Raw genomic sequence first — 13,621 nt, 5'->3', positions numbered from 1 at the left:
TCGTTTTAATGCAATTAATTTTTAAGGCATGATGTTTGGGGTGGAATGAAATAAAAAATTCCTCTCTGATTGACTTACAAACTCCAGTGCTGCGGTAAAGTCGGACCAGTAATTAAACAATTTTAAAATGGGATCGTCGCTTTCGATGGTTAAATCTGATTCTAAATAATCAGTAAGTAATTGATTTAATTTTTCTTCCTGCTTTTTAAATGCTTCTTCTGGGGCTTGGGTGATGTGTGGCTCATAGACGTTGGGGAGCGCACAATCATCAATGATTGAGATGCATTGATGAATTACCTTCGTCAGTTTTTTCTGAAAGGGGTGAGGGTATCTATCGAGTGCGTCTAAATAGCGCTCAAAAAAGGCGACTTCCAAGGCAGGGGAAAAATAATCCATGCCCCGGCTTGGTAAATTGTGCACCTCATCAATGACTAAATTCGGTTTCTCGTGTTCGCCCAGTTTCATACTGACTACTTGCCCCGGTGTATTCGTGGAAGAGAACACATAGTTGTAATCGCCAATAACCACATCGGCAAAGGCAACGCTCTGCATCTGCAACTCGTAGGGACATACTTGATAGGTTATGGCGAGCTCTCGAAACACCGCGGCATCTAAGTTCTGTTTTTTTTGAAGCTTCTTTAATAAGTCATTACTACTGCATTTCGTGTAATGATTTTCCGCAAATTCACATTGTTTGCTCGTACAAATAGGTTCACTTTTCATGCATAATTTTTTTTTAGCGGTAAGCATTAGCGAAGAACATGCAGAACCTTTTTCTTGAAGCAAATGAACGGCATTTAAAGCAATATGGTGTTGACTGTTCTTAGGAGTTAAATAGAGCGTTTTTTGTCCACGGCTTAATGATTCCTTGAGTGTGGGATACAAAATAGCCATCGACTTGCCTAACCCAGTAGGGGCTTGAATCAGCATGGGCCTTTTGTGCTTCATGGAGGACTCAACAAATTCCATTAATTCTTTTTGATGAGGGCGTGGTTTGGGAAAAGGAAAACTCAGTTGGCTGCAGTGATGTTTTCGATGTTTAATGCGCTTTTTTGATTCTTTGATTTCGAGTACAAGCTCTTCTAAGCGACGATTTAACCATTCATCAAAATGATCTTGATAGAATTCTAAAACTAAGGGGTAGGTTTTTTTATTGCGTAAAGAAACTATTACCAAATTTAATTTGGGAATGGCCTTGGTTTTTAACCAATGAATATAGCCATAGATTTGTAATTGCAGCCAGTACGGATGGGTGTAATAGTTGTCTGCAAGCACGTCGATTAGTTTTTGAGGGTCGAAAGCAGTTTTAATTTCTTCAATTCTTAGGGGGGCCTCTTGGTAAATACCATCCATTCGCCCTGAAATATTAAAAAAATACTCCTTATAAGCAAGCTGATGAACGACATTGACTTCAGGTGTATAGTTGTCATGCAATTTAAGTTGTTTGTACTGAAGGCTTTGATGCGCTTTAATGGCGAGTTTGGAGGTTAGGTTAAAACCAGAATAGGTATCAATACTTCCTTCTCGGGGAGAGGGAAGCGCAAGCTCTGTAACTGATAAGTTATATGTTTTCATTACAACAATAAGGCGAGGTAGTGCGTCAAGTTAATTTGGGTCATTTTTAGTCAAAATTAGGTCTTGCTCATGATAGCATAAAGGTCCTGAAATGGAGAGTTGTTGGCCATTAATTAAACATCCTCGCCCGATTAGGCCTCTTTTTTATTCTGTGTTTGTTTCGTACGGCTTGTCGACTTGGTTTTCTTTGCGGCACGGTCGCTCTTTTTTTTCATGCTTTCTTTCAGCAAGGAGATGAAGTCAACCACAGACTCTTTGCTCTGGGTTGCTGTAGAGGGTATTTTCTTCCCCGACATTGCTTTCTTCTACAGACACCAGAGACACAGGGATGGAAACAAGACCGAAGGAGATTTCACCTTTCCAAATGGATTTGGCCATAATTATTCCCTTATTATGGATGGTTAGTTAATAATAGACTATTAAAAAGGATAGAAGGATTCTATAGATTGAATGGCTTGCCTATATCCACTTGAATGGGTAATTTCCAAGAGGGGTGTAGATGGAAGTCGAAAATACACGATGCATCCTCGACTCATGAATAAGAAATATCTTACATGCAAATAAGCCACTTTGCGGCTGGCTAATTCAAATAGTTTTCCTATAATGAAATCGTTTGGCGCAGCGTCAGTTGACAGGACGTCAGCCTTAAGACCTTCTGGCCTTAAGGTGTATTGGCGCTGTGCACAAGCACGAAAATCAAACCGTTATTTCATTCTAAAGATAGTTGAGCTTGGTTAAAATACCCCTTCGAGCTAATGCGCTACCAATACACGCGGTCTATAGGTTTTTTCAGCGTAAGTAATTAATATTCTGTTTAAAAGACTTTAATTTCAGATACTTGCTTAGGTTCTTTTTTAGGTAGGGGGTCCACTGATTCTTTTTCAGAAAATAAACCAAATCGTGTTTGGGACGGTGTGCATGGTATTACCGGGGGTATTGGCGTTTCAGGTTCATCGATTCGCTCTACGACTGATTCTAATTGATTGAAGAGTTGCTTTTGTTGGTTTAATAATTGATGAAACTCGGTGGTTGCTTCCGTATAACGCTCCGTTGTCTCAGAAATTTGGGTCGTTGTTTGCGAAAGAACCTCAACTAAGTTTTTAAATCGTAGGTGATTATTTTCAATAAAATCAGTCATTTTTTTCTCAAATACCATGCGTTGCTCTTCACTAAGAAGCATCATGCCTGTGAATTTGCCCAGGGTGTTCTTCAGTATTTGGATTGTGTTTTGGGTCCTCATTCGCTCAGATTCCATCTGGGATTCTAACGTGCCGATTCGCTCAATATGTCCTAACAATAGAGTTTGGGTTTGTTCGTACTCTTTGCGAACTGTCTCTAATTGAGTATGGGTTTGTTCATACACATTCGATTGCGCCTCAGATGCGGTCATGAGTTGTTCTACGTTTGTTTCCAAGTGGTGAACTAATTTCTTTTGTTGCGCTTCCGTTATTTTTAATTGTTCGAGGGTTAAGGATAGGGTAAGGAGCTCCTCGGTTAGGCGAGAAACATTATCGGTTAATTTCATGTTTTCAGCACCGACTTGTTCTAGTTCTTGTTTGAGCTGTTCGTGTAATTCATGGGTTAGTTCAATCATGGATGATTGAAGGCTATTAAGGCTTATAACAATGTTTTTGAATTTTTGTATATTTAATAAGGCGTGCTGATGGTGCGAGACAAGTAAATGATTGCCAATAATATAAATTGCCGAAATGAATAAACTAATGGTAAGTAAAACCGCAAGCTGCATAACCATACTAAAGAGTATTAAGGGAACAATGATCGTAACGCCCAGGCTAATTCGCCACCAAAGGGGTTGCTTGCCCCAATAAGTTGCCATTTGTGTAAGCTGGCTGTGATCTCGCGAAAATGCATCCAGCGCCTCGTCAAGGGCTTGTTGTAATTCAATTAAACGCTCATGGGTTTTAATTTGTTCAGCTTTGGAGGTTTGGGGATTAATTGCGGAGGGTGTTTGAGGCGTAGTATTTGTCATTATCCTTTTCCTTGTTTGATGACATTAAAAAATTTGTAAATAAAACGGGATCTGTGAATGAAAAGCGCGCATTATACTGATGGATACCCTATCAGTCATCAAAAAAAACTACCCAAAACAGGTCTTAGGATGGGCTCAAAATATAACCCGTTGTTATATAAAAATTAAATTGAAAAACATTTGTTGAAGTGCGTTACGTAGCCTAAAGAACGGGAAGAGTATAGGGTTAAGCTGCTCTTGGAAGCTGAGGGATACGCTGATTAAGTAGTCCATGATGATGATTTTATTCTTGACCACGTTTAATGAGTGCGCAACCACCCTTTGACATAAATGAGGGTTTCCTCAATGACGGAAATGGCCTGTTGATAGAGATCGGGAAATAAGGTGCGTCCCCCTGATTTCCAATAGCGCTCTACATATTGGCACGCGTATTTCATTCGATGGGCTCCCAGATACATCGCACCGCCTTTAATTTTATGCGCTATGTTCTCAATGAGCGGGTAATTCTGCTGTGCAAAAGCGCTTTTCATGTGAATTAAATCCTCAGGAAGCTCTTGAGTCAAAAGCTGCAACAGCTTTTTTACCGTGTCTATGGAACCACAATTGCGTATTGCTTCGGCCTCATCAAGTAGCGAGAATTGATTTAAATGAAACAGCTCCTCCTCATTATCCGGTAGCTCGCGGCGGGCAGTTGCAGTGGGAACTGCTGGTGCTTTTTCGAGTGGGGATGGGATGAATGAACTAATGAGTTCCGCTGCATTATTTTTAGTGAGCGGTTTCGTTAATACGGCATCCATTCCTGATTCGATGCAGCGTTGTTTGCTTTCATCGGCTCCATGCGCCGTAAGGGCGATAATTGGGATGTGATGAGATGGGCTTATTTGGCTGCGGATGAATTGGGTTACCTCATAACCATCCATGCCATCGCCTAGGCCAATGTCCATAAAAATTAAATCATAAGTGGTGTTTTTGCAGCGGCTAATGGCATCAAGTCCATTGGTTGCCACATCGACCTGGCAATTTAATGTGTGAAGCAGGCTTTTAGCCACCGTTTGTGCAATGAAGTTGTCTTCTACAACCAGCACCTTATTTTTTGTTACCAGTTCCGCATCCGGCATGATTGGCGTGCTTAATTGGGATAAGGAAGATGTATTTGGGGGCTGAGGAATTAATCGTTCGTTCCGATCTACCCCGGATTCATCATTTAAAAGCGGCTCTTGCAAGGGAATGAGGCAGGTAAAGGTTGTTCCTTTTTGCGGTTCGCTGTCCACGTAAATTTCACCTTCCAGTTCCTCCATAAATTGCTTCACTACATAAAGCCCAAGTCCTGAGCCTTTGTATATCCCTTGATACGAAGGAGTTAATCGCTTGAATTGCAGGTATATTTCTTGTTGCTTGTCCTCTGGAATACCAATTCCTGAGTCCACTACGTTGATGCGGATTACCAGGTGACGATGTTCTTTTTTTGCAAGATCTACCCTGACGTGCACAAATCCCTGATTCGTAAAGTTAAGCGCATTGCCGATGAGCTCTAAGGCAATACGATGCACTCTTATTTTATCCCCAATAACGTATCGAGGAACTTTTTTATCAATAGAAAGGGAAAGGTCGAGTTGTTTTTCGTGTGCTTTGGCATAATAAAGGGCTGCGACCTGTTCCAGCGTGTCGATGAGATTGAATTTGCGTTTAAGCTTTGGGATTTTCCCTGAGCCAATTTTTACCGCATCCAATACTTCATCCAGCAGATGCAGGAGTGCGTGGCTTGATGCCACCAGGTTATCGGCATATTCCTTGATTCGTGGCTCATTGGATTCTGATTTCAAAATTTCGGAGAATCCAACAATACCTGAAAGTGGGGTGCGGATGTCATGGCGCATGTTGGCAAGGAATTCTGTTTTAGCGCGGTTTGCTGCAAGGGCTTTATCTTTTTCTTTGGTTAGTTGCTTTTGTTTCTTCTTGAGTTGCAGCTCTGCTTTTTTGCGCTCAGTGATGTCAATGGATATGCCAATAATGCCTAAGACATTCTTATTTTTATCGTACAAGATGGTTTTTTTGGTATGGAATACCCTTTTTGATGAGGCAGTTAACGGCGACTCTTCCCCTTCAAAAAGGCCATTTTTTAACACGCTGCGATCAATTGTTTCTAATTTTTCTGCGATTTGCCACCAAGGCATTTCGCGGTCTGTTTTGCCAATAATGTCTGCTCGATCCTTAAAGCCACTCATCTGCACCATGTAGTGATTGCAGCCTAAGTATCGTCCATTGAGATCCTTCCAGAAAATACTGGCATCAATGGTATCAATAATTAAGTACAGTGCTTCATTGTCTAAACTCATCGTAAAACAGCACTCCGTCCGTTATTGCACCCTGTTTTTGAACAGATAATTCAATAAATCCTTGATTTGAGGCAATAAGTTCACTGCTTATAGAATTAGTATAGAGAAAGTTTATGAATTCGGGTGTTTGATGATAGACAAACAGAGAGGACTTCACGCCCAGAATGGATGGGGTATCCATAAATAGTGGCATTTCGTTAAGAATGTAGTGTACCGCGATGTTGTGGTTGGACTGCTGAAGGTCTTTAATAGTATGCCCATTCAAAACCCAGCCAGTGCATTGGTCGCACTCCCGCCGAAAGGCTGCATCTGTTTGATACAACGAATAGCAGTGCGCTCTTAATTCAAGGAACATCGAGTTATTTTCTAAAACGTTCATATCAATAATTAATTGAGAGTTTGCGTTTTTTAGTGCACAGTGATCTAAGGCCCGCTGTATTTTATTTTTCAAATACGCCGCTTGCCGTTTGGCTTTAGTTCGCGCCTTTGATTCGTCATAACCCAAGGCAAGAAAGGTATATAGGGGTAGCTTGTCTGGAATAAAAATTTGAAAAGAGGAAAAGGTATTTTTTGCCCATTGAATCCATTGGACAATCATTTCTTCAGAGAAATAACTGTTAAATGGGCTTATTCCTAAAAGTGCATGCTCTTTTTGGGTGAACAGATGATTACTTCCCGGTGAGATTGGATAGGGGGTTATAATCGCATTTCCGTATTCCATTCGGACCTCGTGGTGACTAAAGAATGAGTGATTATATTAAAATCAATCCATTTGGTCAATTTGTGATCTACCGGAAGGGCCTAAAAGTTGTCGATTTTTAAAAACATCCTCACCCAATTAGCCTTCGTTCCTTTTCTGTTTTGGTTTGGAGTCGGTAGATTTACTCTTTTTCTTTTTCATACTGTCTTTAAGCAATGAGATAAAGTCCACTACCGAATCCTTGCTTTGAGGAGTTGCTTTTGACACTTTTTTGCCGGACTTTTTAAGTTTTTCGGTTTCCTTGTCTAACCATTTTTGCATCGTTTCCCGATATTCATTGTGGTATTTTTCAGGCTTCCAGGCGTTGGTCATGTCTTTGATTAATGCTTCAGCCATTTTCATTTCCTTGTCGGCGACTTTATAGGTTTTGAGTTCATCACGAGGCACATTGACTTCATCTTCCTCACGAATTTCATCGGCAAAGTGGATTAAATATAAGAGTAGGGCGTGCTCATGCGGAATAATAAGGCTCAAGGACTCTTTCGTGCGAATAATTACTTTAGCGACCCCTACTTTATTGGTATTTTTAAGGGCTTCGCGCAACAGCACATAGGCTTTTTTGTTTTTGCTTTCCGGTTGTAGGTAGTAGGGCTTTGAATAATAGAGATTATCTATTTCTTTTAAATCCACAAACTCATCAATATTAATGGATTTAAACACCTCAGGGCTTGCTTTTTGGAACGCGCTTTCATCCACAATAATGTAGCTACCTTTTTCATATTCCCAGCCTTTAACGATATGTTCCCAAGGCACTTCTTTGCCCGTATCTTCATTAACTCGTTGATAACGCACTCGGGAGTTGGTTTTGGAATCCAACAGATGAAATTTTAAATCATTATTTTCTTCAACCGAAACTAAAGAAACAGGGATAGACACCAGCCCAAAAGAAATGTCGCCTTTCCAAATTGATTTCGCCATGATACCTCCCTAAGTACGAAGAGTTACTCTCTTAATAATAGATACCACCTAAAGCTGATCCAAGCGTAAAGATTGTTTCACGAGCCAAAAATCCTTCCAGGGATCTTCGGTCAGTTGCTCAAGCCGCTTGGGTAACGTTTTAATCGTATAGCTGTTTTCTTTAATGTTTTTGCTTAACTCATCCCAGGCAAGCGGTGTACTCACTGGGGCATGAGGTCTAGCACGGGTCGAATAGGCGCCAATCGCAGTAGCCGTTCGTTGATTTCTTAAATAATCGATGAATATTTTCCCTGTGCGTTTGGATTTAGTCATGGTGCTGATGTATTCATTAGGCTTTAATTTTTCTAAAAACTTCACAAAAACATGAGTGAATTCTTTAATGGTGTCCCAATCGTATTCTGGAATAATAGGGATTACGACATGGAGCCCTTTACCTCCAGTGCTTTTGACAAAAGACTGCAGTTGGTATTGACCTAAATGCTCGCGTACTTCAAGAGCGGCGGATACCACTTTGCTCCAGGGAACATCGGGGGCTGGGTCTAAGTCAATCACCAGTGTGTCGGGTTGTTCGATGTGATCAATGCGACTACCCCAGGGATGAATTTCTAATACACCCATTTGTACTAAACTTAACAGTCCTTCCCGATTATTCAAGTAAATATAGCGCTCATGCTCTTCATCGCTTGGATCTTCAAAGGGCATTAATGCGTCCGGAGTAGATTCATTAAAATGACGCTGATAAAAGCATTTAGTGTGTTGAGATGGGCAGCGTACTAAGGTCAAAGGCCTTAACGAAATATAAGGCAAAATATAATCACTGACTGTTTCATAATAAGTCAGCAGATCTTTTTTGGTAATTTTATCTTCGGGATAAAGAACTTTATCTGGGTTGGTAATTATAAAAGGAGATTCGGCTTTTTTTAAAGGTGCTTTTTCCTTCTTTATCTCGTCTAATGGAGTCTCTACCTCACGTTTAACCTCAGTGGCTTTCTTGTCTAAGCGTATACCTTTAAAACTTGGATGGCGAATGTGGCCATCGTTGGTCCATTCGGTAAATTCTACTTCGCATACCAGGGTTGGTTTTAGCCAATGAGCGGTCGTAAAGCCTGGTGGTTTGCAATTAAAGGGGTTTTTGGTGGCTTTATTTTCTTGCAAGAGGGTGTTGATTTCTTTTAAGGATTTTTCAGTAAAGCCTGTTCCTACATTTCCGGTGAAATCCAGGGTGCCGTCCTTATTATAAGCCCCTAAAAAAAGGGAGCCAAAATGTGCGCGGCTTCCTTTGGGCAAGGTATAGCCCCCAATAACGAACTCTTGTCTTTTCAGGCACTTGATTTTTAACCAGCTTTTACTTCGTTTGGAGAGGTAAGGGGCTGTCGCGAGTTTGGAAATGATTCCTTCCAAGGCATGGCTGCACGAATAGTGATAGAGCTCATCGCCTTCTTTAATAATGTGATCACTGTAATGTAAAACCGGGATATTTACCGACAGCAAATTACTTAAAATCGCTTTTCGTTCAAGTAATGGTAATTCCCTTAGGTCATAACCCTCAAAATACAACAGATCGAAGAGAAAATAGACCAAGGGGCTCTGCGTGTTATTTTTTAAGGAATTTTGCAGTAATTGAAAATCAGAGCGTCCTTCCTTATCCAAAACGACCACCTCGCCATCCAAGAGTACTTGCTTAAACGGTAAACGACTTACTGCCTCCACGATGGATGGGAATTCATTGGTCCAGGAATTATTATTTCGTGATTTTAACGTTACTTCAGAACCATTTTTATAAGCCAGGATGCGATATCCATCAAATTTAATTTCGTGTAGCCATTGTCCACCGACAGGCGGCTTATCTACTAACGTAGCAAGCTGGGGTGGAATAAATCCGGGGAATTCGCTTTGCGTTAACCCTTTAGGTAAAGTAATCGTAGGCTTTTTGATGGCTGGCTCTTTACGCTTTCTTTTAGGTTTTACTTTTTGTTCTCCAGAAGAACTCCAGATGCGATCATAATGGGTAGCAATTTCATCCATGGTGTAGCCCGAAATAACACTTCGCCCGAGGATTTCGGTAATGTCATATTCCTCTTGGCTTTGGGCAAATTCGTCATCAAATTTGATTAAAAACCAATGCTTTTCATCTTTAAATCGAATCAAATCCCATCGACCGTTGAGCTTTTCTGCATGCAGTAGGAAACGTAAATGGCCCTTTTCATAAGCCTCATAGGGTTTTTCATCTAGGGGCTCCCAAGTTCCTTTGTCCCATAACATGACCGTACCCCCTCCATACTGTCCCTTAGGGATAATGCCTTCGAAACTGCCGTATTGAATGGGATGGTCCTCAACATGCATGGCTAAGCGTTTTACTTTCGGATCGAGGGACGGTCCTTTAGGAACGGCCCAACTTTTTAGGACACCATGGAGCTCGATGCGAAAATCGTAATGAAGGTGACTGGCTGCATGCTTTTGGATTATAAAAAGATGGGGATGCTCTTTACTGACTTTTCCTTTAGGCTCGGATGTTTTCGAGAAGTCTCTTTTTTTATGATATTGACTAAGGCCCATAAATCATTCCTTTGTATTCGTGCAGTTTTGATGTGGAATTGATTCCACCCCTTTTATCTGCCTCATCCTGGGCAAATCTGGATGGAGTTTAATCCAAGCTCTTATTTGTGAGTTCTTGTTCATTTAATTCTAGGAGCTAGCTTAAGGCCTGTCTAACTAACTCAAGCTGCATTCGTAGCTCCTAGGGAAGTTATTTCTGCTCTTTAAATGGTTGGAAGTGGCTAAGCGATTAATAAAAAAGGACTTTTATATGTTTTAGAAACGTACCTATGAAAATTAGTTAATTACATTATGCTTATAACGGTTAACCTCTATAATTATTCTGTATTTTACTTCCAAGCATAAAGCTAATGGGCTGTTTCATAAGCCAGTAAGAGATCTTCTTTTAGTGTGGCACGAATTTCCTTGTCTTTGTGAAACATTTTAGCTCGCAAAATTGCTGAAGGATGATAAGTTGCCATGATTTGATAAGAAGGCTCTTGTATCAAATGGCCTCGTTCCTTTTGTAAGTGAAAGTTGGGATTAATTAATGATTTTGCAGCGGTGGCTCCTAGACAAAGCACTACTTTAGGTTGAACTATTTTTAATTCAGAGATTATCCAAGGATGACACGCTCGTATTTCGGGCTCAGAGGGAGAACGATGCTGGCGTCTATTTCCTATTTGTTGGAATTTAAAATGTTTCACGCTATTGGTGTAATAGAGTAGGTCTTCATCCAGGTCGAGCTCCTCCACTAACTGATGTAATAAAAGACCGGCAGCACCGACAAAAGGCTTGCCCTCTAGATCTTCTTTATTGCCGGGTTGCTCTCCGACTAACATTAAGGGTGCATGCGGATTTCCATCGCCAAAGACTGTTTGGGTGGCGTGTTTATATAAATCACAGCCTTTACAATGCAGGGCTGCCTCTTTCAGTTTTGCTAAAGAGGAGGTATTGGGGATGAATTCTGAAGCAGATTTATCCATAAAAGTGCTCCTATTTAGGAAGTATTAAATGTAGGAACGCAAGTAAGGGTTTTCTGCGTTAGCCTCATTAGTTCACAGTTTAGCAGAAAGTAACAGGATAAAAGATATGGCTCCAAGTAAGATTGAATTATTCAGCTAGGGAATCCAGGTTCCATGAAAGATATTTTTGTACTTTTGCTATACTTTAAAAGGATACGATATGAGGAGAAGCGCATGCGTAATGAACATCATGTCCTGCCTAATGCGAAGGGAGGTTGGGATATAAAAAAAGCTGGCTCATCTCAGATTATTGCACACCTGAAAACAAAACAGGAGGCAGTTTCAAAAGCTCGCTCCTTAAGCATAGAAGAACATTCAGAACTTATAATCCATAATAAAAATGGAAGAATAGAATCTAAAGACAGCCATGGCCATGATCCTAGAAATGTTAAAGGCTAGTTAGTTGGAGAATATAATTGCTTCTTTATTAGAAGCGGTCACTGTTATTAATATTGGATAAGGCTAGCTAAGTGAAGTACCAGCATGTGTTGAAAAGAACGGCATCCGTTTCAATTCTAAAGTTATCCCATAATATCCATTGAAAAATGCGCTCAACTTTTAAGAGATATGCATTTATTATTAACAAATATCTTATTAGTTGGATAATAGTTTTTTTAGTAATGCATTTAGCTCGAATTGAGTAAGTCCGTAATAGAGACCCTGTTGTGTTTTTAGTTCAGCAAATGTTACATACAAAGGTAAATAAGCATTCCTATCAGGGTTGTTTTTTTGTTCTTCACAGTATTTAAAGAACTCATCCAATATTACCTCTTCTTTTTCCATCAATACTCCTTCATTGAGTAATCTTTTGGCTCAGCTTAAGTGTAGCACTCACAATTTTTATTGTGACACTCTTTTCACTAGGAGGTTGGTAACAAATTAGACCCTTGGAACTGAATGTCTTTACGATTGAAGTTTTAAAAATCAATACTATATTAAAAACTTATGAAAATTACTCCCTGCGAAAGGAGATTCTATGACTTCCTTGATTGATGCAGCAATCATGTATTTATCTGAACGAAATTACAGTGAAAAAGAATTGAGAAATAAATTGGAGTTGGAATTTAGAAGCGTACCTGACTTAGATAAGGGAATAAATTCTGTAATTACTCGTCTTAAGGAACTTCAAATCCTCAATGAAAGACAATTCGCAATTAATGTAGCGAATCATTACTCACATAAAGGCGATCGATTTATTAAGCGGATTTTAGAACAAAAAGGAATAAAATATGATTTGATAGAGGAGGCAATTAGTTCCTTATTAGAAGAACGATTTAGAGCATTAGATGAAGTTCATCGACATTTACTTATAAATGCAAATAAAAAGCCTAATGATGTATGCAGATTTCTCGCTGGGAGAAATTTTTCAGTGCAAACTATAGAAGTGGTTTTACAAAAAATTAATGATATTAAGCTTAAAGAAGTTGCTTAATGCTACCAGTTTCTAGAAACTGGTAGCATTTGGCTATTAAGAATTATGGTATTTTTCCCAACGTGTAGACAAATCCTTATTAGGTAAGGTTTCATTAACACCTAAAACAATTCCTCCGGATTGAATTTCTGTTTCAATCACTTTAGCCTTATCTTCAGAAATTCCCCAGCCAATAAGGGAACCTACTAAGCCTCCAGTGATGCCTCCAGCACCAGCACCGGCCAAACCTGCTGCAATAGGGCCAGCCACTACAAGACCTAATCCTGGTATTAAAAGACTTGTACCTAAGGCGGCTAGTGCTCCCACAATTCCACCTAAGGCGGCTCCGGTGGTTCCTCCAACAGCCAATCCCTCTGAGGCTTTAGAGCCTTCCTTAACCAGAATGGAATTATAATATTTATTTCTGGAATCCTCGGACATCATTACGGTGATATCTTGAGGAGAGTAGCCTGCATCCAGAGCTTCTTTATATGCTTTTTCAGCAGCTTCTGGAGTTTTAAATACTTCGGTAGTAATATGCATGTCTTTATGTGCGTCCATAACTCACTCCTTTATTGGTCGATTCCTTGCTCTCACTGGCTCTTAAGTGAATCTATTTGGTTCATCAAACGATTTTCATCACAAAGCCATCCACTGGTTTTATGCTTGGGTGAGGCATGATAGATTAATTTTCCTTATAGCAATAAATTTCTTTTTCTCCTGTATTTACTGGTTTGAGTACCAGAGGTTCTTCGCCACCGCCTTCGGTTTTATTCATAAGACATCGATATCCAGAGAATGTATAATAATAATTGCCCTCTGGCATTAGATATCCTTTTGATGTGGTATTAGTTTTATTTTATTCTTCTACTGTACTGGGAACATTTTTCCCGTTGTTGTTTTGCGTATTAATAACACGTTCCGCAAAAACAGAGGAAAAAGATAAAGTAAGTAGCATACCTCCAATAAGTTTTTTCATTTAATCTTCCTTAGAGTTTAAAATCCTCATTAGTACTTGCTAAATCTTTTAAGCGAAAGGAGCATATAGAACTTAGATAAATTGTGAAAATA

General features: G+C 39.8%; 13 protein-coding genes. 2 read left to right on the top strand and 11 right to left on the bottom strand.

Annotated features, from left to right (window positions below; translation table 11 throughout):
• Positions 1–21: 21 nt before the first annotated feature.
• The 8 genes from BN3124_RS00905 to BN3124_RS00875 all read right to left on the bottom strand — a co-directional run bounded on the left by BN3124_RS00905 (position 22) and on the right by BN3124_RS00875 (position 11,100).
• Positions 22–1,575: a DEAD/DEAH box helicase family protein gene (locus BN3124_RS00905; RefSeq protein ID WP_058532990.1), complete on the bottom strand. Its 1,554-nt coding sequence runs from the start codon at positions 1,573–1,575 to the stop codon at positions 22–24.
• 131 nt (positions 1,576–1,706) lie between these two features.
• On the bottom strand, positions 1,707–1,871 hold the full coding sequence (locus BN3124_RS17135; RefSeq protein WP_196398883.1) for a hypothetical protein: 165 nt from the start codon (positions 1,869–1,871) through the stop codon (positions 1,707–1,709).
• A 518-nt stretch (positions 1,872–2,389) separates the two neighbouring features.
• On the bottom strand, positions 2,390–3,565 hold the full coding sequence (locus BN3124_RS00900; RefSeq protein ID WP_058532939.1) for a hypothetical protein: 1,176 nt from the start codon (positions 3,563–3,565) through the stop codon (positions 2,390–2,392).
• 299 nt (positions 3,566–3,864) lie between these two features.
• A complete protein-coding gene (locus BN3124_RS00895) occupies positions 3,865–5,901 on the bottom strand; it encodes an ATP-binding protein (RefSeq protein WP_058532938.1) in 2,037 nt (678 codons plus the stop codon).
• A complete protein-coding gene (locus BN3124_RS00890) occupies positions 5,885–6,622 on the bottom strand; it encodes a tRNA-dependent cyclodipeptide synthase (protein WP_058532937.1) in 738 nt (245 codons plus the stop codon). The genes BN3124_RS00895 and BN3124_RS00890 overlap by 17 nt, the downstream gene beginning before the upstream one ends.
• A 117-nt stretch (positions 6,623–6,739) precedes the next feature.
• Positions 6,740–7,579 carry a non-homologous end joining protein Ku gene (gene ku / locus BN3124_RS00885; RefSeq protein ID WP_058532936.1) on the bottom strand — a complete coding sequence of 280 codons (840 nt, stop codon included), beginning with the start codon at positions 7,577–7,579 and terminating at the stop codon, positions 6,740–6,742.
• 48 nt (positions 7,580–7,627) lie between these two features.
• Positions 7,628–10,135, bottom strand: a complete 2,508-nt coding sequence (gene ligD / locus BN3124_RS00880) for a DNA ligase D (RefSeq protein ID WP_058532989.1) — start codon at positions 10,133–10,135, stop codon at positions 7,628–7,630.
• 347 nt (positions 10,136–10,482) lie between these two features.
• Positions 10,483–11,100, bottom strand: a complete 618-nt coding sequence (locus BN3124_RS00875) for a UdgX family uracil-DNA binding protein (RefSeq protein WP_058532988.1) — start codon at positions 11,098–11,100, stop codon at positions 10,483–10,485.
• A 153-nt stretch (positions 11,101–11,253) separates the two neighbouring features.
• Here BN3124_RS00875 and BN3124_RS00870 point away from each other — a divergent pair, with 153 nt between their 5' ends.
• Positions 11,254–11,538 (top strand): DUF2188 domain-containing protein, encoded by a 285-nt coding sequence (locus BN3124_RS00870; RefSeq protein ID WP_230849032.1) that lies wholly within the window; start codon positions 11,254–11,256, stop codon positions 11,536–11,538.
• 195 nt (positions 11,539–11,733) lie between these two features.
• On the opposite strand, the gene BN3124_RS00865 is transcribed toward BN3124_RS00870, so the two are convergent.
• On the bottom strand, positions 11,734–11,922 hold the full coding sequence (locus tag BN3124_RS00865) for a hypothetical protein (RefSeq protein ID WP_058532986.1): 189 nt from the start codon (positions 11,920–11,922) through the stop codon (positions 11,734–11,736).
• 193 nt (positions 11,923–12,115) lie between these two features.
• Here BN3124_RS00865 and BN3124_RS00860 point away from each other — a divergent pair, with 193 nt between their 5' ends.
• Positions 12,116–12,571 (top strand): regulatory protein RecX, encoded by a 456-nt coding sequence (locus BN3124_RS00860; protein ID WP_058532985.1) that lies wholly within the window; start codon positions 12,116–12,118, stop codon positions 12,569–12,571.
• Between the two features lie 36 nt (positions 12,572–12,607).
• Here BN3124_RS00860 and BN3124_RS00855 read toward each other — a convergent pair whose 3' ends face one another.
• Positions 12,608–13,111, bottom strand: coding sequence for a hypothetical protein (locus tag BN3124_RS00855; protein ID WP_058532984.1), 504 nt, complete (start codon positions 13,109–13,111; stop codon positions 12,608–12,610).
• Between the two features lie 124 nt (positions 13,112–13,235).
• Positions 13,236–13,376, bottom strand: a complete 141-nt coding sequence (locus BN3124_RS17050; RefSeq protein ID WP_155522657.1) for a hypothetical protein — start codon at positions 13,374–13,376, stop codon at positions 13,236–13,238.
• Between the last annotated feature and the right edge of the window lie 245 nt (positions 13,377–13,621).

This window comes from Legionella saoudiensis (assembly GCF_001465875.1).
Classification (GTDB): Bacteria; Pseudomonadota; Gammaproteobacteria; order Legionellales; family Legionellaceae; genus Legionella; species Legionella saoudiensis.
Note: the sequence above shows the minus strand (reverse complement) of the source record. Positions and strands in the feature narration are given on the sequence as shown.